Below are 19,496 nucleotides of genomic sequence, written 5' to 3' on the forward strand. Positions count from 1 at the left end.
AATGCTTATCGCTAATGGATATAAAACTAATGCTGTATCTTCAAAGGAGATAATTAATTAAAAGACCAATTTGCACCGACAGAAGTACCAAAATTATGCTGAGAATCATAAGATGATGTTAAACCAACAGTAGTATTCTGATTAACTCTAAATTTTGCCCCCAATGCCGTTGCTGCTTGCTCACCATATGAACCAATACCAATACCAATATTATATTTATACCCATTTAACGGTGCAGCTATTTGCGTCATTGCCATCGCAGAAGCAGTGCCAGCATTAGCACGTTTTCTTACTTGGTAGATATCTTTTTTTAATTGATTCAACTTATTATCAACATCGATTCTATTGTACTCAATACGAGCAGAATTACGCTGAATATTAGTGCGGTTTGCATCTATGTGCGTTTTATTTTTACTAATATGAGTTTGGTTATTAACTGCTAATTGTTTAGTTTTAACTATATCAGAACTATTGTTCGTGATAACATTTTTATTTGTTTCTATTTGACCTTTGTTGTTTAAAATATTTGTACTGTTAGCCGCAATAGCACCTTTATTAATAGAAATGCCTGAACTGTTGTTCGTGACAGCACTTTTATTCGTTCCGATTTGACCAGTGTTGTTTGAAATACTTTTACTGTTAGCCGCAATAGCACCTTTATTAATAGAAACGCCTGAACTGTTGTTCGTGATAACACTTTTATTTTTTTCGATTTGACCTTTGTTGTTTAAAATACTTGTACTGTTAGCCGCGATAGCACCTTTATTAATAGAAATACCTGAACTGTTGTTCGAAATAACACTTTTATTCGTTCCAATTTGACCTTTATTATTTGAAATACTTGTACTGTTAGCCGCAATAGTACTTTTATTAATGGAAATACCTGAACTGTTGTTTGTTATAGCATTTTTACTCGTTTCGATTTGACCTTCGTTGTTTGAAATACTTGAGCTGTTTTCTACAACAATCATTTCAACTGTTTTAATTTTATTCTTATTAACCGTAATGTTATTCTTTAATGGCATCAACTGGCTAACATTAACACCATCTGTAGCTTTTTGACCTGCTGCCATATTTTCAATACGACGCTGTTCATATATATTACCAATAGAAACCTGACCATCCTCAGAATAAGAGTGAAAACCAATCGCAATACTTTTGTTACTGGCAACAGCACCGGATCCTAATGCAATAGACTCATAATCAGAGGTAGCATGATTACCGATAGAAATAGATTCATCCTTACTCTTGCTTTCAATACCAAAATTTAAATTGCCGCTACCTACAAATGTTGTATTTAAACCAATAGCAATATTATAATTTTCCAACTGTCCATTAACGTATGGATCATCTTCCCCTGTATTTGGCTGACCAAAAATTATATTTGTCTGTGTGGCGAATGCCGATGTTGTTATTACAGTTGAGCATAATAGAAGACATTGTAGCTTCATTGTTAACATTCCAATTTATAGTAATTATATAACTATGATTAATGAGATAAAAACATTAACCTAAAATATTACATTTGCTATTCGAATAAAACGATTAACGTAATTCATAAAAACGATTTACATAATAATCATAAAAAAATAACCTTCGGGATTTATTTTACAAGAGTAACAAAGTCATATTAATTATTGTTTTTATTAACAATTATAAGCTAACAAAAGAAACATAAGATAAACAACCATGGTGTTTATTTTACATATACGACGAATGATATCAATAAATGAAATATATGATTTCACTTGTACGCATTCGCAGTACTAATAAAAAGAATAGATAAAAGCTAAGATAAAACATATCTCTAGTTAAAACTCATTAAATACAATCCTTTTTTCTACCTTTCAATACGTAATAATGACTTGGCGAATTTCAATTCTTATCAAACCCATAACATAATATTTAATTATCTACTACGACATTCATAGACAATCAATTCAGTATATTAAAAAACAAGCTTACAGATCTCGAAGGGATTAATTTACATTGAAAAATAGTCAACGGATATAACTCAAGTAAGATTTAAACTTAGAGTTATAACGACGACTAACTCTATATTATTTTGTATAAAAAGGCCGCCTACTGGCAGCCTTTAGTGAGCTTCTAATTTTAATATTTTCTCAGAATCTCTACGATTCCGATTTTACGATATAAATAAAAAGTAACATCTACATCGTTTCAAATAGTTCAGATAACAACGTACGATTGATCACCAAATATTCTTGATTTTTGCTAAATGATTAGGCAAATCTTGTGGTTTTTCACAACATACTTGTTCCATCACTTGCTGGAGCTGTTTCTTAATCATATTCATCGCATGATGACCACCATTTTGACCTAGTGCGCCGACACTATACATAAAACTCCGCCCCATAAATGTAAAATCCATCCCAGCAGCTAGAGTACAAGCAATGTCAGAACCTTCTCTTATACCACTATCCATCATAATAGCTGTTTGGCCTTTACACGCATTAAGGATTTCAACCCCTTTACTTATGGTTGATGGGCCAGCATCCAGCTGTCGTCCACCATGATTAGAGACAATGATCCCATCCAACCCTATTTCAATAGATTTTTTTGCATCTTCAACAGTCGATAAGCCTTTTAGTACTAAGTTCCCATCCCATTTATCACGTAACTTTCGTACTTTTTCCTCGCTCAAGCGACCATTAAAGGTTTTATCCATAAATAGGGCTAAATGATGCATATCCATTGAGCCCGACATATATTTGGTTAACGTTTTAAACTCAGGTTTTCCTTTAATTAAGGTCTCAAGCGCCCATTCAGGAGAAAGCATTATCTGCAGCATATTTTCTGCTGTCATTTTTGGAGGCATTGCCAAACCATTTTTTATTTCTTTTGGACGATAAGCAAATGTAGGAACGTCTGATAATAATACTAACGTTTTAACCCCTGCAGCTTTACAACGAGCAAGTAAATCATCAGTGATAGCATCATCAACTGGGTGATATAACTGAAACCACATTTTACCCTCTGTAATTTCGGCAATCGTTTCAATTGATGCTGTTGACACTGTACTCAATATAAATGGGACGTTATGCTCAAAAGCTGCTTTTGCTAAAATCTCAGGAGCTTTCGGCCAAATTAGTCCTTGTAGTCCTACTGGACTTACACCAAATGGAGCATCATAAGTTTCACCGAACAATGTCGTTTTTAATGAAACATCCTTATAGTCCCTTAAATAATAAGGAATAAGTTCAAGTTCTCGAATATCATCCGTATTACGTCTTAAGCCAATCTCGTTGTTACAGCCACCATCAACATATTCAAAAGCAAACTTTGGCAAACGCGATTTTGCTTTTTTCCTGAGTAAATCAACAGATGGATATCTAGTATTAAAATAGTCGTTCATGATACTTCCTTTATTATATTTTTATTTTGATTATCTATTTTTGTATTCATAACTAAGGCCTATTTATCCAATAAACACTACCACTTATCACTCACTAACTCACCATTAATACATCTGTAATATAAAAAACATAGATCACAATTATGCTAATATCTCGATCGTAACTAAATAATAAAAAAGAGGAATAAGAAAAGCTGTATCCCAAGAGAATACAGCTTTACATTATGAAACTTTTCAATCATTAGATTTACAAACAGTTATAAATTATAAATCTAATTATAAAATACAGCGTTACCAACCTAAATTACAGGCATTAAGCTTAGCATTAGATAAACTGTAATATTTTCGTTTAATTAAATAAGTACCATCATTACTCATACCTTCTAATCTCAACCATTTATTTTTACCAAATCGAGCTTTAACAGGTACACCAACTGCAAATCGCTTACCTGACACATACTTAGCTACATAGAACGAATCTCGAACCCTAAATATATAACCATTTTTCCCACAAATTCTGGCACTTTCAACGCGTCCTTTTTGAATTCCTCCCCAATTCCCCCAATCATTAGCTTGAACAGAAGTAGAGGCAATAACAGCTAAACCAAGTAATACGGCAACGATCATCTTTTTCATATCAAATTCCATCTCAAGAATGAATTCAGTACCTATGGTTTATACCTAAAATGGATAAATAAAAAGATCTATTTACATATTTATTTTTCAGAGAGTAAATATAATATATTTTCATTCGTTAAATTAGGATATACGAGATTTCACAATACCCCAGTTTGTAAGTAACGTTGCCACTATGGACAAAAATGAAATAAGGAATTTTATAAATAAGCCGCCATTATACAATTTAAATAAAGTTTAACATGCAGATTAAATATAAAAATACCTATGCAGATAATAAGACTGTAAATAACAAATTTATATAGGTAATATTAAATAATAAACTTATTTCATGTTTATCAAATAAAGTCACATTCAATTGTGAAATATAATTAATATTGTTATAATCAGGTGATACTTCGTGTTAAAAAAATATTTTTCGTTGTTATTATTATGCTTTACTTCTTTTTTTGTCTATGCGAATACAGATAAATTAACGCATGACCAAATTAGTGACCAACGCTGGTCAGCATTTTCAGATGTTGCAGAACTGTATTTAAAAAACGCAAATGCTAATGACTTTATTAGTATGGGTGACCATGAGAAAGATAAATGGGGAAATTATCCTGGTGCCTTATCTTATTATTTCATGGCGTTAAACAAAAATAAAAAGAGCATTATGGCTGCTTATCAAGTTGGAGCAGCATTGGCTTATTTAGAAATAAATGATGAGGCGATAAAATACTTAAACATCGCTTACCAAAATGGACTTTGGCAATATTATTTAATGAAAGAGGACGATGAACTGTCACTTATTAGAAAGACAAATGCTTATCAAACCCTTTTAGAAAAAGTAAAAGTTCGCTACCAATCTCACGTAACAGATGCGGGAAAAGCCAAAATTTTCGCTCCAAGTGATCATCCACCAAAAGCTGGATGGCCCGTTGTTGTTTGGTTATCAGGTTATGGAACGGAAGGAACTGACAGCCAAAGTTTAGCCGATGCTTTTACTGAAGTTCATGCTATTTTTATTGGTATAAATGGTACAGAAAAACTCAATGACCATTCATTCCGCTGGTCAAATAATGACACAACAAGCACCAATGATGCTGTTATAGCTGCACTTAAACAAGCAGAAACTCAATATCCTGTAAATAAAAACAAAGTCGTTTTAATGGGATTTTCTCAAGGCGCTTTACATACTGCACATTTATTAGCGGATCACCCTAATCTATATTCAGGAGCACTCATTATTTCAGCAGGTGGCTGGCAAAAAAATATGCCAAAATCGACAGTAAATAAAAAAAATATTATTATTAGCTATGGCAAACAAGAAGCTGAAAGCAATCGTTCATTAGATCAGAATCTAATTCATTATTTTTCACTACATAATAATGTTGAGGTTCATACTCATAATGGCGCACATTTCTTTGATAATAGTTGGGAACAAGCCTACCCTAATTATCTAATTAAAATCATTAACGACTAATAGATAACGTGGGAGATATTAAAAAATATTTCCCACTTTTATTTAAAGTTCTATATCAAAGCAAAATAACAATTAAAGAAGTCTGTTATGTTTTACTGAAACAATAGAATGCCGTTAATAAACAAGTATCGACCAACTATTGCATCTCAGACATTAAGAGACAAATCAAAGTGAATTAAATCATCATAAATATTAAGTATAAAAATGCCCTAAGAAAATAAATAAACTTAGGGCGATTAAATACAATAAATAAACTACTTTAATTAGAGTTTATCTATTCCCTTATTTAACATACTTAAATTGCGAACTCTTCTAATGAACAGCCTTGCTCGATCAATTCCTTTATTACTTTTGGCATACGCCCTTGACCTGTCCATGTTCTTTCATTTCCATTTTCATCACTGAATTTGTACCTTGCAGGGCGAGGAGTTCGTTTTGCTTTCTTTTCTGTAATAATACTACTCAGCTCATGCAGCTCAATACCGTCCTCAGCTAGCATTAAACGGTACTGTTCTAATTTTTCTAAACGTTCAGCATCTTCTTTTTCTTTTCTTTCTGATTCTTCAAAAATCTCATTTACAACTAATGTTAATTTATCTAGCGCATCTTTAAGGTCAGATAACTCAATGTCACGACATACTACACGTAAGCTACGTAAATTAAGTAAAATCTTCATTGTGTCATTCATATTATTCTTCTCTAAATAGGTTTATAAACAATCTAAACAGATGTTTTCTATATTTTATAGTACCGTTCGGTACGATAAAGGCAGCCACAGCGACCTCTTAGGAATATTCGTATTCAAATATCCTATTTACTGATAGCAATCAATCTCATTGGATATGAAATAATTTTATTAACTTAACTTAAAACGATTTATTGTATTTTGTAATGATAAAGATAATTGACTAATTTCAGCACAAGACTTAGCCGTATAGTCAGCTCCTCTAGCCACCTCTATCGCGGAATTACTGATATTTTCAATATTTTCCCCTAATGCTTCAGTTACAGAATCTTGTTCACTGCAAGCAGTTGCTATTTGAAAACTAAGTTCAGACATTCCGTTAACTTGTAATCCAATCGCTTTAATATCTTCACCTGTTTGATGACTATTTTCGACGCATCTATTTATTAACTCTTCACTTTTATGCGTGACTGCTTTAGCAGCATTTACGCTCAATTGTAATTTTTCAATAATAGAAATAATTTCGCCTGTTGAATCCTGAGTTCTACCAGCCAGAGTACGCACTTCATCGGCAACAACAGCAAAGCCACGGCCTTGTTCTCCTGCTCTAGCGGCTTCAATAGCAGCGTTTAAAGCGAGAAGGTTTGTTTGATCAGCTATACTGCGAATAACATCAACAACAACATTAATATTTATTGATTCCTTTTCTAACAGACTAACTATTCCTTCAGCTCTATTTATTTCAATTGACGCCTTTTCAATTTCTGAGATTGTCAATGAAAGATCACTAATACCTTGTTTTACATTATTATTAATATCACTGGCTGACGATGATGATTTTTCGGTATTATGAGCTACCTCAGCGACGGTTACCCGCATCTGCTCCATTGCAGTTGCAATCAATATAACTTGATTTTGTTGTTCCTGCATACCTGTCGACGACTGCTGCGCAACAGAGCTTACATCATCAACGGATGAGTTAAGTTGAAGAACTAACACTCTTATTTCTTCAATAAGATTTAGAAGATTGTCTTTCATAAGTAGGCTAATATCAGCTAATTTACCAAATTCATCATTTGCAATATCAGTGCGATCAAACTTATAGGTAAGGTTACCCTTAGAGATTTCTTCTAATAAATTATTGATTAAAGTTAAAGGATTAATAATTTGGCGATTAAGTATAATATTAATGATTATAAATAAAATAGCCAATATAGAAAAGCTTATTATCGAAACATAAAATGCGCTCGATATTTCAGATGATACTTTTTTGTTGTTTTTTTGCGTGTATCCAACATTTACCTTATATAAATTATTAACCTTAGCATCCATATCTATAAAATTATTATAGGAATGTTCTAATATATCACCGGCTAATTTAATATTATTACTGTTAATGTAATTATCAAAATCATCACATTTATTTTTATACGTCAACCATGATTTCTTTAATTCATTATAAGCATATTTATCATCGTTTCCATCCACAATTTTACTATACTTTAAGATCAGACTATCAATATTACTATAATATCCATCTATTTTAGATAAAGAGGTGTTTTTTTTCTCTATACCAGAATTATTATATAGGATTACAGCAAACTGTTCTCTTCTTAAGTTAGATACATTTTGATTAATATCACTAACGATCATTAATCCAGGTATCGATATGTCCGATATTCTTATTATTTCCTGACCTATACTTTTTAATTGTTTATTTATTGTGAAAAACAGACACAAAACAAACACAAACATAACTATAAAAGATATTGTTATTTTTCTTACAATCGATGTGTTTTTTAAAAAATTCAAACTATACTCATTGCTTATAAGGTTTTTAATATTAAGTATATCGACAAAAATCGATGAAATTTAAATATAATAATCTATATCTTATTTAAAATGTTATCGCTCATTGAATATGTAATGCCTGTAAACCTAGTATAGACAAGGGATAAATAACTTTTCATCGATATAGCTCCTACCCAAAATCAACTACACATAGAGTAAGATCGAGCATTCCAATAGGGATTTATCTTTACCTTCTAAGGCCTTTCTACGCTGTGGTAAGCCCCCCATTATATCCACATAATTAACACGGTTATTATCATTAAGCTACTACACTTGTCTAGACGTGATATCAAAAGTATCTTGATCCGAATAGAATTCTCAAAAACTGTTGTGATATGATTACAATGAAAGGACTTAGTAGCTAATTCTATTTTGACTATCTCGAGAAAATTAGCTTCTCCCTGTTGATTTCGAAGCTTTGTATAACATCAAACCATCATAATTTATATAATACACCGCAATAAATAATTATTTTAAGTATTTATCTATAGATAGATACTTAAAATAATATAAAAAACCACCGCACCTTTAGCGCTGTGGTTTAGTATAGTTTCCATTATAACATTAGTTTTGCTTGCCAACGAAAGACGACTATTTAAGACTTCTACTTCCATGCTTTAGAAAATGAATGATGGCGAAAAGCTTCAGCTAATCCTGTAATTTGCTGCATACGTAAGATTTCATCATTATCCATACCTAATTCCTGACTTATATCATCATTTGTCCACTTCATATCACGCAATTTGATAACAAGTTGCGAGGTAAGTTCAACCTGATGTACACCTCGCGCAATATTATGTCGAATAGATGACGAAATTCGATTATCTATAGTTTTATTTAAAATAACAATAGGAATATAATCACTAATCGATTGATTTATCTGTTTATCTTTTTTAATAATTTGGCTTCGGTGATAACCATCAATAATAACATAACTATTAGATCCTGTTTGCTTCCCTACGACTACAGGGATTGTTATACCATCTTTTTTTATTGAGTGTTTAAGAAGCTTAAATTCAACGGGCCCTACTTTATTTGGATTATAATCATTATCCTTAACTAAGGCGCTATCCACTAATTTCACATTGAGTGTTGGATGTTTAAATTCAACTATTTTCGCCGATATATCGGAAAGTTGATTAAATATCTCGACTCGTTCTTCAATCGATAAATCCAATAAATCAGATACGTCTAGTTCATTTAATATCTTTAATAACCGAATAAAGTTATTTGTAATATCCATCATTACCTCGCCAAAATGTAATCGTTATATAATTGAATATAGTGATTGGTGATTTTTTTATTTTGGCTAAAAGATAATCCCGTACACCAATAATCATTTTTAATTAATACTTTACAAATACGTCTCCAACTAGGAATTGTTTTTTGTGCTTCTAATTTTTTATCCGCAGAATCAGGAATACTCAAGACTCCAATTTTCTTACCATTTTTCCTCCACCAAAGTAGAAACTTAAAAATACGAGAACGATAATGTTCAGATAAATGCGGAGGCATACTATTGAGTAAGTATTTACTATATTTTTTATATGTATAACCTTCTGGAAGGTTAAATCTATAATATCCAACAATATGTCCTTGTTTTTTACTATACCTAGCACCAAAATTAACGCCTTCAACACGTTCAACAAGTTTTTGCCAAGTCTGTGGTTCCAGTATTTGATATAACCACAAACCTTTACGTTGACTGTCACCAAATGGCTGACACAAACGTTGTTGAGATAAATTGACACCCGCTAGATTCATCAAGTCATAAATTAAATTATAATCCCAACCAAATTTACCATTAGCAGCCCAAATATCATTAACATGCCAATCATAAATAGGATAAGCATTGTATACGTTTTCACTAAGGCGTGTGGTCCACTTAATTCCGTAAAATGTGCTTTTTTTTTCATTCTTAATTGTACGATATCGATTAAGAGATTCGTCTGCACGTATTGCTACTAAGCACGCGCATCGTGCTTTTTTAAGATTTTGATACCAAAGGCTAAACTCAGTAATAAATTCTTCAAACTCCATCCCAATCTTAAAAAAAGGAAAAAAATTGAGATCACTAATAACTGAATAATGTGTAGGTAATGGACGTAGCCAACGATTTTCATCATCGGGATTCCAACAAATCCATTTGGGCTGAAATTGAGATGCAACATTACGCAAACTTAAAGGAAGACAGATCCAATAAGGATTAATTTCATTACGTTCTACCATACGATAAATATAGTCAATTGTATGATGATACTGCGCTTCTAAATCAACGATAAGAACATCAATAGGTAATCGACCCAATCGTCGAGCTTCTTCTATTGCGAGATTTAATAAGACACCAGAATCTTTACCACCAGAAAAAGAAATATAAAAATGAGAGAAATTACATAAAATTAATCGCATTCGTTCTCTAGCAGCCAAATTAACATTAACATTTAATGCTCTTTTCATAACGAAATAAACCCAAAAAAACTAGTGGTATACGCATTAATCACTTTAAAAAAGTAACGCCTATTATTTTACTTTATATATAGATACTACATAAAACCCCCGAACCGTTATTATTACTGCAATATAAGAGCTCTATAACCTCCAATTTAAATGCTTAAGTTAACTACATCTAATACTTTGATACTTTGATACTTTGATATTGGAAATTTTCCAGGTAAAATAGTGATATATAATCTTTAGATAATATTTATAAGTAAGAAACCACTCACAAATGAGCATATATATAAAAACAGTCCACAGATATAAATACGAATAGCTCTAAAATTAAACATCGCTATATATCGAACTCTATCTGCATCATATCCAGCCATTAACAGCATAGATTCTGTCGTTTTAGATTGCTTTGCCCAAGAATACAAAACGATGAAAGAAGATAAAAATGTGATCAAAAAAGTGACTTCTCCCATATTAAGTTCATTACTAATCCAAGCCCAAAAAAAACCATATAAAATAAGCACCCATATATTCCCCCAAAAGAAACCTTCAATACTTACAACATAAAGTGTTTTTATTAAAGCGATACTCAGTACCGCAATAAAAAACAAAGACATCAAAAATAACAAAGAACCTCCTGACTATAAGCAAATTAAAATACCACTCAATAATAGAAATATTAAGTAGTATGTCTATAATCTGTGGAGAGTAAAGTATTCTAAGCTATTGAGCCATTCATATATGAAATATGTAACATCAAAATCATACCTATTTGGCATTCGTTCTATTTTTAACCGTAATTAAAGTTCTATTACATAAAAAATGTGCCACATGTCGCACTAAATGCCTTGCCATTGATAAGATAAAAATACAGTAACAAAAACACCTAATAACTCACTCCACTTATCATCCATCATCAAATTAAGAATTATCTACAACCCATAAAAAAGGCCCATATAGGGCCTATTCAAGAATTAATTTGTCATCTTTCTCAAAGTTAGTAAGCAAAGTACATTTACTCTCATCTGATGTTGATACAACACTAACCCTATTATCGCAAACTCACACTGCTCTGCTTCTATAGACAACCACAACGGTTGATTTACAGGATTATATATCTGGAATGAATTTTATGGCAAAGATCATAATGACGTCACCAACAGCTACAAAATGGATTAATGGCTGGAAACTGAAAGAATTCAAGAGAATAAAGACAATAATTTATAGCAGTTCCACAATTAACAGGCACTTAGCCGTTAAAATAAGGTAATTTCACCTTTTGACTCATCCCCCCAAGGATATTCGCTAAGATTATCTAAATGATATGTTGGTCGAGTAGAAGGGATCGCAATATCGACAACAGTCCCTCTTAAATCACTATAACGTTTCTTATATATAGTCTTAATTACGATCTCTTTACTATCTAAATCAGTATCTACGTACGTATAGCCTGATGCGAGCGGAGCATTTGAGTATGACTTTAATACTAATTCTTGACTCTCTTTCGCAACTATCGTGAATAACACAACAAATAACAGCCCAAGAATAATTTTAATTACCGTATTTCTACTAATCATACTACTGGTATTCCCCCGTACTGAATACCTATCACTTCTGAAAAACCATCGATAAACCCTTCAGCTGGGATAATGTAACCACCTAAATTAACTGAGTGGTTCTGAATTAATTCGTTTGTTATGTCTTTATTTGCCTCACTATCAGGCATGATAGCTAACGTATTAGGTTGCTCGCACTTCATAGCTATATTTATACTTTTCTCGCCCATTTCAAAATCAGTATTAATAATATCGGTTTCACCTGTATTGCAAACCTTACCGTTAAATATAATAAATTTAGTCTCAATAATATGGTCGCTAATAGCATATGAAAACTGACCTTTCCCTGTACCAGCAGCACTATCAACAATAGGACTTATTAATATCCCTGGCTCAGTACTTACCCATCGATCTATAGACTTAGTAGAGATATTTAGTTCTGATATAACCTCACTTTCTGTCATTTTATTATATTTTGCGCATCCTGAAAATAAAAGTACAAGAGCAACTATCGATATAATTCTCATCATTTAAAATCCTAACGTTGATATATTAACTTTAATTATTAAGACCATTACCTCTAAGTAAATTTTCTTTAGAATAGTTAAATGAATCGCCTTGTATATAATCATATCTAGCGATCATTCATCCTGATTGATAACTGACCTTCAATTATTGAATTTTATTTTTTGGTTTAAGAAAAAGGCGTCCTTTCCTTATTAATATTATTACTTGAGTTTTTTCAACGCTTGGTTAAATGAGTTCGTTGAATAAGTTAAGTTTTCAATTATTACACCATCTTTTGTCTTGAACTCATTTAAAAGATATTGAGTGCCAGCCTCTGTTTTAGGATTGAAGCTCCTTAATTGACCCTGTCGTTGCTCTTCCATCATGATTTTTTTGCCGTTAACCATAATCGGGGACTCAGTTTCAATCAATTTGATCCCTACATCATCTGATTTTTTATCGGAAACCATCATCATAGAAAAGATAATCTTTCCATCTTTTTTCTCGAAAGATGAAACCGCCGTAATTCCATCTTGCTTCACTTGAGGGGAACCGATAAGACCGTCTTCAACGACCCAGCCAGTTACAGGACTGGCCGCAAATGTTCCAAATGAAACGAACAAAGACGCAATAGCAATAGTTTTAATTGTAGTTTTCATAAATTTACCTATTTAAATAATGAGAGATTTTAAGTGTTTTACTTTTACGAACGTAATCAACAAACTTTGATAATTCAGTAATTAGTTATTTATTTTTAAGAGGATATTTCACCCCGAAACCGCTTACCTATAAAGCAACAAAGTTGAAATAAAAAAACCGTCATCGACGGTTGCATCCAAACAATAAGTCTTCTTTATTTAGGCATAAAGAATTTAACTCTTACCAGTTTCACTTCCTTATAACCCCTTGATACTCGATAACAATTCCGATGTGAAACTTCACTATAACCACTAAAAACCCAATAAACTCTAGTGCTTATATCTTCAATGCACAAACACCTGTACCACTAGTCGCAACATTCAATATGGTACTTATTATTATTTTATAGAAAATTAGTGCTAGAAGCTTTTATTAAGAATTATACAATTCAATTCTTAATCAGTTGGACTAATAGTTTATTAAGTACATTTATTGACGTACGTAATTTATAAAAGAGCTATGAGATCTATCTCAATAGCCTGAATTATAATAGCATAATTAGTACAGAGTCAATACAAGTGTTAACTTTATGGTTAACAGTATAGATAATAGTATACCATGACTATAGAGCTGATTTTATAGTAACACATTCAACTTATTGCTTTTCCGAAGTTTATTTTTTACTCTTTTGCTGACTCTATTCACTTACTCTAAAAATAAATTTCGTTGCTAAAGCTAATTTCCTTTGGCTTTAATATAGATAAAATAAATAATCTTGATACAAACAATAAACTTAGTGATTAAAACAGCCATAATACTTCTGCTAAATATTATAGCTGCAATAATTTATTATTTAATCACCCCACAAACCAAACGTGCGCCACCACCACCAAGAGGGCTAGGATGGTCTGAATGGTTATCACCTCCAGCATGAATCATTAAAGCTCGCCCTTTTAAATCAGACAATTTCAATCTAGGAGCGAGAACGGGTTGCTCAACATTACCTTTCATGTCGACATAAAGCGGCGGTAAGTCACCTAAATGATTATCATCATTCCATGGATAGCCATGTTTATTCGTTTTCATTGGATCATAGTGACCACCTGCAGCACCACCTAAAACAGGTTTGCCCATTTTTTCTGTTGTGCCACATGATGGATTAACATGAACATGGAAACCATGTAATCCTGCAGGTAATCCAGCTAAGTGCGGAGTAAAGACTACACCATATTTTGTTTGCTGTGCTGATATAGTACCTACCATTGCACCAGAATTAAGATCTGTCATTTTAACAGAAAAATCTGCAGCACTTGCGCTCGCAGAAGCTAAAATCAAAGTAGAAAGTAGTATTTTTTTCATATTTATTATCCTTTAAAATAATTCCATACCACAGTTAAATCATATTTTATTAATTATTTACCGCTCCAACTTATTAAATGAATCTAATGCTTTTCGTTGTCCAAATAAAGTAGCAAACTCTTCTAAACTTAGCCCTGATTTATTACGATGTTCTCCATAACTACAATTAGCCTTATATAACTTCCTTGCTATTTTTATTTCACCTTTAAGTAAGGCACCCATGAAAGCTGTATTTCCTCTTTTATCTTCAATACAAGCATTAGCACCTTCTTTAAGCAATAAATCGACGGATAATTCATGCCCATAATAAGCGGCAACCATCAATGCGGTATAACTTTGAGGATTACGCTCATTAATAGGAAATCCAGCATAAATAAATTCATTTATCACTTCATTATTTCCAACCCTAGCAGCATCAAAAAATAATAATATTAGCTGTTCAGAGTCTTTTTTATGACGATCTAAGGCCATTGCTAAATTTGATGTTGCTAATAGCATCAGAGAAAACGTAATATAAATTATATTTTTCATTTTCTTCACCTTTGAATAGAGGAAACTTACAAAGGTGCTAATTGGGGGAATTAGCAATACCCTTTGTAAGCTAATGTTATTTAAATACTTTTATTAGTTATTTTCTCCAATGGTATATGGGTAGCTTTAGCCAAACGCATCCCATAGTTTTCATCTGCTAAATAAAAATAGCGTACCATTTTTATTTTTATTTCTTCATCATTAACTTTATTTAAGTCACCTGAAAGGTTATGAATAAGATCTTTTTTATCTTGCTCATTAAGACTTCTATAAAATATACCTGCTTGATAAAAATCGCGTGGATTATTAATACCCTTCTGTTGAATAACGCCATGAAGTTTTGTTTCAATACTTTTATATTGTGGATCATCCGATAATTTTATCTGATTACTTGGTTCGTAATTAATATTTGAATCTATTTTAGCGTTATTACTAAATCCATCTTGATTATAGTTGTTGACCTGCGCTAATGGACGGTTTATTGGTAACTGAAATTGATTTACCCCTACACGGTGGAGCTGCGTATCAGCATAAGCAAATAAACGCCCTTGAAGTAATCGGTCTTCAGATGGTTCAATTCCAGAAATTAAATTAGATGGAGCAAATGCAGCTTGCTCTGTTTCCAAGAAGAAATTACTAGGTATACGATTGAGCGTCATCGTGCCTACTTTTTTCTCTGGAATATTAAGCCATGATTTTGTTGCATCTAATCCATTATAATTAAGTTTATCCATTTGTTCAGGAGATAATACTTTTACATAGAGATCCCATTTTGGATAGTTACCTGCTTTTATTTCTTTATATAAATCATTGGTTAAATGATTAAAATCTTTGCCTTGAATCTCTGCAACTTCATTAGGCCTTAGACTTTTTACACCTTGCTGGCTTTTCCACTGAAATTTAACATAATTGACATCGCCTTTGTTATTAATCCATTTATATGCGTGAACACCAAATCCATCCATCATTCGATAACTAGCAGGAGTTCCTAAATTACTATAAACCCATGTAAGCATATTTGTAGCGCTAGGCTCTAAACTAAAGAAATCAAAAAAACGATTAGGATCTTGTATATTAGTAATAGGTGATGGTTTTAAAGAGTGCACCATATCAGGAAACTTAATCGAATCTCGAATAAAAAACACCGGTAAGTTATTGCCAACTAAATCCCAATTTCCCTGTTCGGTATAAAATTTGGTGGCAAAACCTCTAGGGTCTCGCAATGTTTCAGGCGAGCCCTTAGAATGAATTACGGTTGAAAATCTAACAAAAACAGGCGTTATCTTACCTTTTTCTGCAAATGGCGCGGATAGCGTTAAATCTGAAAAATCAGACTCTGCAACAAATTCTCCATGCGCTCCAGTACCACGAGCATGGACTACACGCTCTGGGATACGCTCTCTTGCAAAACGTTGAAGTTTTTGAATAAGTTGAACATCCTGAAGCAGTACTGGCCCGTTTTCTCCTGCTGTTATTGAATTTTGATTATCACCAACTGGTGAGCCATTATCTCTTGTTATTGTTTGAGCTTGTAAAGACGCACTCGCTAACACAGTTATTATTAACAATATATTATTCGACGATCGCATAATTATTTTCCTTATACACACATTCCATTTACACACATATTCATATCTAACGACTTTTTTACTTCTATGCAAAAGTATCTAGACATTACAAGAATGTATAACTGTTAATAACTATGATATTAATAGGTATTAACAATGAAATTTTTACAAGAAAAAAAATTGCTAATAACCATTTTTCACAAGCAAAATACAGCAAGGAAATAAATATTTAAGAGAAATTTATGCCACAAATGTAAAATATAACTCAATCATTAAGTCACCATTATTAAATATATTTTTCAGCAACAAACTCTCTATTAATACTTTAATAAAGAACATATAGGTAGAATCTTTACCTGAATGAGTTAGCTAAAAGAAAATTTCTTTTTTATATTTAGATGCCATTACTTAATGAGAATTAAATACGAAGATATAATATATGCTAAAAAATATCACAATAGCTTTAGGGGCAGGATTTATTGGCAGCCTAGCAAATATTTTAGCTATTTATCTCTTAAATCTATTGCAAGGATTATCCAAACCAGCTTATATTTTCATTTATAAACAGGTTTTTGGGGAGGATTATAGGCTTTACTTTATTGTTTGCCTTTTTTCAAACTGAAATGGTTTATAAAAAGTATTAATTAGTGCAACATTAATTTTATTATCAATATCTTCTAGCTCCTTTGCGCATGACTTATATTATTCTACAGAACCAGTATTCCAAATGACGCCGAAAGGAAATCTTCTTGTCGATAAAAGATGGTCTAGCTAGATGGCCAGCAGCAACCGTCACAATAACAGAAATTAAAAGTTTAACCTCACAAAACCAAAAGTTTAGCGCCGTATACACCAATGAACTGAATAAATTGCAATTAACATACTCAGGACTGCCTGCTTACTCTTGGTTTAAAGATACTTATAAAATAATTTTACAGGTGATGGTGTAGGCAAAACTTGGTCATTAATCTTAAAGGATAAATCTCCAACAATGTTCGCAAGTTTAACTACTAATAAGCCTTAGTTCAGTTAAGGAATACCTATATTAAATACCGTCTATTGCGGCTCTATTTTTACATAAATGTTATCCTTATTTGCAAAGCTCGAATATAAAAAAGGCTACCAAAGGTAGCCTATAACGAGATTTTTATTTAAAAATCATAACTCTAATATTTTCTTAAAATCTCTATGATTGCCGTTTTACTATCTGAATGAATAATAGCATCTATATCTTCGTCATTTTGGAACAATTCAGATAATGCCATAATCGTATTGATATGACTGTCCGAATCTATTGCTGCTAATGTTACCGATAAATATACATCGCCATTATCTTCTGATTCTAAATCCACACCATTCTTAAATACCGTAAGTTGAAGCCCGGCTTCATTTACACCATCTTCAGGTCTAGCATGTGGCATTGCTATTTTAGGAGCGAGAACATAGTAAGCACCAATTTCTCGATGCTTCTGCTTAATTGCTTCTACATAACAAGGATCAACTTTTCCATTCTTCAGCAAAACTGAACACATTAAGTCTAATGCAGAATTAACCGTTAAATGCTTTTCTGATGTGACGACAATACCGTCATTACCAATTAAATCAAATAAGCTCATGAAACAATCCACCCTAGCACAAGTCCAACGACACCAAAGTCAAAATCAGAGAAGGTTGTGGCCTCTAAGCCTAAGCCACCTAGTACTGGAAGTAATAACATTGGTAAGATCGATATACAGATACCTTGTGTAAATGAGCCAAGTATTGCCCCGCGTAAACCGCCCATAGCATTACCGTATACGCCAGATGCACCGCCGACAAAAAAGTGAGGAACAACGCCAGCGACAATGACTGTCCATCCCATCATACCCTGTATACCCATTACTAACAGACCAGCAGAGAAGGACGATAAAAATCCAATTAATACAGCATTAGGAGCAACTGGAAATACCATTGGACAATCTAAAGCAGGTTTTGCGCCTGGTACTAATTTATCTGAAATACCTTTAAATGCAGGGACGATTTCAGCTATAAACATTTTTACACCTTGTAATACGATGTAAACGCCACCCGCAAATGTTAAAGATTGCATAAATGTAAAGACTAACCAATTTTGACCACCGGAAATGCTTTCAACAAATTTACTACCGGCAAACACTGAAGCTAATAAAAAAAACAGCACCATGGTTGTCGCTATCGCTACAGGTGTATCGCGTAAAAACATTAAGCTTTTTGGTACGTTAATATCTTCTGTTGACTTAGATATATCACCAAATTTACTGCCGATGTAACCTGATATAACGTATGAAAGTGTTGAGAAATGACCCATGGCTAACTGATCTGTACCCATCACTTTTACTGTATATCTCTGAGCTATTGCTGGCATAATTACCATTAAGGAACCAACAATGATTGAACCCAATGCAACTAATATAGTGCCTTTAATGCCAGCTGTTGATAAAATTACAGCAACTAACATCGACATAAACATCGTATGGTGACCCGTTAAAAATATAAACTTTAAAGGTGTAATGCGAGCCAAAATAATATTTACGATGAAAGCAAAAAATATAATTAGTGCCATTTCATAACCGAACGCTTCTTGTGCTATAGCGACAATTGCTTCGTTATTTGGAATAACACCACTAACACCAAATGCTTCTGTAAATATTGTTGAAAAATTATTTAATGCGCCTATTAATGCTCCCGCACCAAAACCTAGAATTAAGTACCCCATTACGGTTTTAATGGTACCTTTCAAGATAGTTGATATATCAGATTTTTGTACAACCAATCCAATAAAAGCAATTAAACCAACCATTATTGCTGGCTCTTTTAATAAGCTCAGCATAAATTCAAAGAAGTTAACCAT

At 32.4% G+C, this 19,496-nt stretch carries 18 protein-coding genes; 2 read left to right on the forward strand and 16 right to left on the reverse strand.

The window, feature by feature from the left end:
* Window positions 1-53 precede the first annotated feature (53 nt).
* From PPBDW_RS16820 to PPBDW_RS16830, 3 genes are all read right to left on the reverse strand, one after another.
* Window positions 54-1,451: a YadA-like family protein gene (locus PPBDW_RS16820; RefSeq protein WP_036790596.1), complete on the reverse strand. Its 1,398-nt coding sequence runs from the start codon at window positions 1,449-1,451 to the stop codon at window positions 54-56.
* A gap of 761 nt (window positions 1,452-2,212) precedes the next feature.
* Window positions 2,213-3,376: an alpha-hydroxy acid oxidase gene (locus tag PPBDW_RS16825; protein ID WP_036790599.1), complete on the reverse strand. Its 1,164-nt coding sequence runs from the start codon at window positions 3,374-3,376 to the stop codon at window positions 2,213-2,215.
* A 291-nt stretch (window positions 3,377-3,667) separates the two neighbouring features.
* Complete coding sequence (locus PPBDW_RS16830; protein WP_036790601.1) at window positions 3,668-4,012, reverse strand: hypothetical protein; 345 nt, start codon at window positions 4,010-4,012, stop codon at window positions 3,668-3,670.
* Between the two features lie 400 nt (window positions 4,013-4,412).
* Here PPBDW_RS16830 and PPBDW_RS16835 point away from each other — a divergent pair, with 400 nt between their 5' ends.
* Window positions 4,413-5,480 carry an alpha/beta hydrolase gene (locus PPBDW_RS16835; RefSeq protein ID WP_054262144.1) on the forward strand — a complete coding sequence of 356 codons (1,068 nt, stop codon included), beginning with the start codon at window positions 4,413-4,415 and terminating at the stop codon, window positions 5,478-5,480.
* 295 nt (window positions 5,481-5,775) lie between these two features.
* On the opposite strand, the gene PPBDW_RS16840 is transcribed toward PPBDW_RS16835, so the two are convergent.
* The 11 genes from PPBDW_RS16840 to katE1 form a co-directional block, all read right to left on the reverse strand.
* Window positions 5,776-6,168, reverse strand: a complete 393-nt coding sequence (locus tag PPBDW_RS16840) for an H-NS family histone-like protein (RefSeq protein ID WP_036790604.1) — start codon at window positions 6,166-6,168, stop codon at window positions 5,776-5,778.
* A gap of 168 nt (window positions 6,169-6,336) precedes the next feature.
* On the reverse strand, window positions 6,337-7,977 hold the full coding sequence (locus tag PPBDW_RS16845) for a HAMP domain-containing methyl-accepting chemotaxis protein (protein WP_036790606.1): 1,641 nt from the start codon (window positions 7,975-7,977) through the stop codon (window positions 6,337-6,339).
* A gap of 643 nt (window positions 7,978-8,620) precedes the next feature.
* Entirely contained in the window at window positions 8,621-9,262 is a 642-nt protein-coding gene (locus tag PPBDW_RS16850; protein ID WP_054262146.1) for a ParB N-terminal domain-containing protein, read from the reverse strand.
* Entirely contained in the window at window positions 9,262-10,473 is a 1,212-nt protein-coding gene (locus tag PPBDW_RS16855; RefSeq protein WP_036790609.1) for a DUF3440 domain-containing protein, read from the reverse strand. Before PPBDW_RS16855 ends, PPBDW_RS16850 begins: the two co-directional genes overlap by 1 nt.
* A 236-nt stretch (window positions 10,474-10,709) precedes the next feature.
* Window positions 10,710-11,096, reverse strand: a complete 387-nt coding sequence (locus tag PPBDW_RS16860; protein ID WP_146146267.1) for a hypothetical protein — start codon at window positions 11,094-11,096, stop codon at window positions 10,710-10,712.
* Window positions 11,097-11,723: 627 nt separating this feature from the next.
* Entirely contained in the window at window positions 11,724-12,044 is a 321-nt protein-coding gene (locus tag PPBDW_RS16865; RefSeq protein WP_036790614.1) for a hypothetical protein, read from the reverse strand.
* Entirely contained in the window at window positions 12,041-12,553 is a 513-nt protein-coding gene (locus PPBDW_RS16870; RefSeq protein ID WP_036790617.1) for a hypothetical protein, read from the reverse strand. The genes PPBDW_RS16865 and PPBDW_RS16870 overlap by 4 nt, the downstream gene beginning before the upstream one ends.
* Window positions 12,554-12,751: 198 nt before the next feature.
* Window positions 12,752-13,189 (reverse strand): hypothetical protein, encoded by a 438-nt coding sequence (locus PPBDW_RS16875; protein WP_036790620.1) that lies wholly within the window; start codon window positions 13,187-13,189, stop codon window positions 12,752-12,754.
* An 829-nt stretch (window positions 13,190-14,018) separates the two neighbouring features.
* On the reverse strand, window positions 14,019-14,528 hold the full coding sequence (locus PPBDW_RS16880) for a superoxide dismutase family protein (RefSeq protein ID WP_036790623.1): 510 nt from the start codon (window positions 14,526-14,528) through the stop codon (window positions 14,019-14,021).
* Window positions 14,529-14,585: 57 nt separating this feature from the next.
* Window positions 14,586-15,059 (reverse strand): ankyrin repeat domain-containing protein, encoded by a 474-nt coding sequence (locus tag PPBDW_RS16885; RefSeq protein WP_036790626.1) that lies wholly within the window; start codon window positions 15,057-15,059, stop codon window positions 14,586-14,588.
* Between the two features lie 80 nt (window positions 15,060-15,139).
* Window positions 15,140-16,648: a catalase KatE1 gene (katE1, locus tag PPBDW_RS16890; protein ID WP_036790628.1), complete on the reverse strand. Its 1,509-nt coding sequence runs from the start codon at window positions 16,646-16,648 to the stop codon at window positions 15,140-15,142.
* 728 nt (window positions 16,649-17,376) lie between these two features.
* On the opposite strand from katE1, the gene PPBDW_RS16895 reads away from it, so the two are divergent.
* The gene (locus PPBDW_RS16895; protein WP_036790631.1) at window positions 17,377-17,577 is read left to right on the forward strand and encodes a hypothetical protein; all 201 of its coding nucleotides are present in this window, start codon (window positions 17,377-17,379) and stop codon (window positions 17,575-17,577) included.
* Window positions 17,578-17,793: 216 nt separating this feature from the next.
* On the opposite strand, the gene PPBDW_RS16900 is transcribed toward PPBDW_RS16895, so the two are convergent.
* Together PPBDW_RS16900 and PPBDW_RS16905 are read right to left on the reverse strand one after the other, a co-directional pair.
* Window positions 17,794-18,243, reverse strand: coding sequence for a PTS sugar transporter subunit IIA (locus PPBDW_RS16900; RefSeq protein WP_036790634.1), 450 nt, complete (start codon window positions 18,241-18,243; stop codon window positions 17,794-17,796).
* Complete coding sequence (locus PPBDW_RS16905; RefSeq protein ID WP_036790637.1) at window positions 18,240-19,496, reverse strand: PTS ascorbate transporter subunit IIC; 1,257 nt, start codon at window positions 19,494-19,496, stop codon at window positions 18,240-18,242. Before PPBDW_RS16905 ends, PPBDW_RS16900 begins: the two co-directional genes overlap by 4 nt.

Origin of the sequence: Photobacterium kishitanii (assembly GCF_000613045.3) — a bacterium.
Lineage (GTDB): Bacteria > Pseudomonadota > Gammaproteobacteria > Enterobacterales > Vibrionaceae > Photobacterium > Photobacterium kishitanii.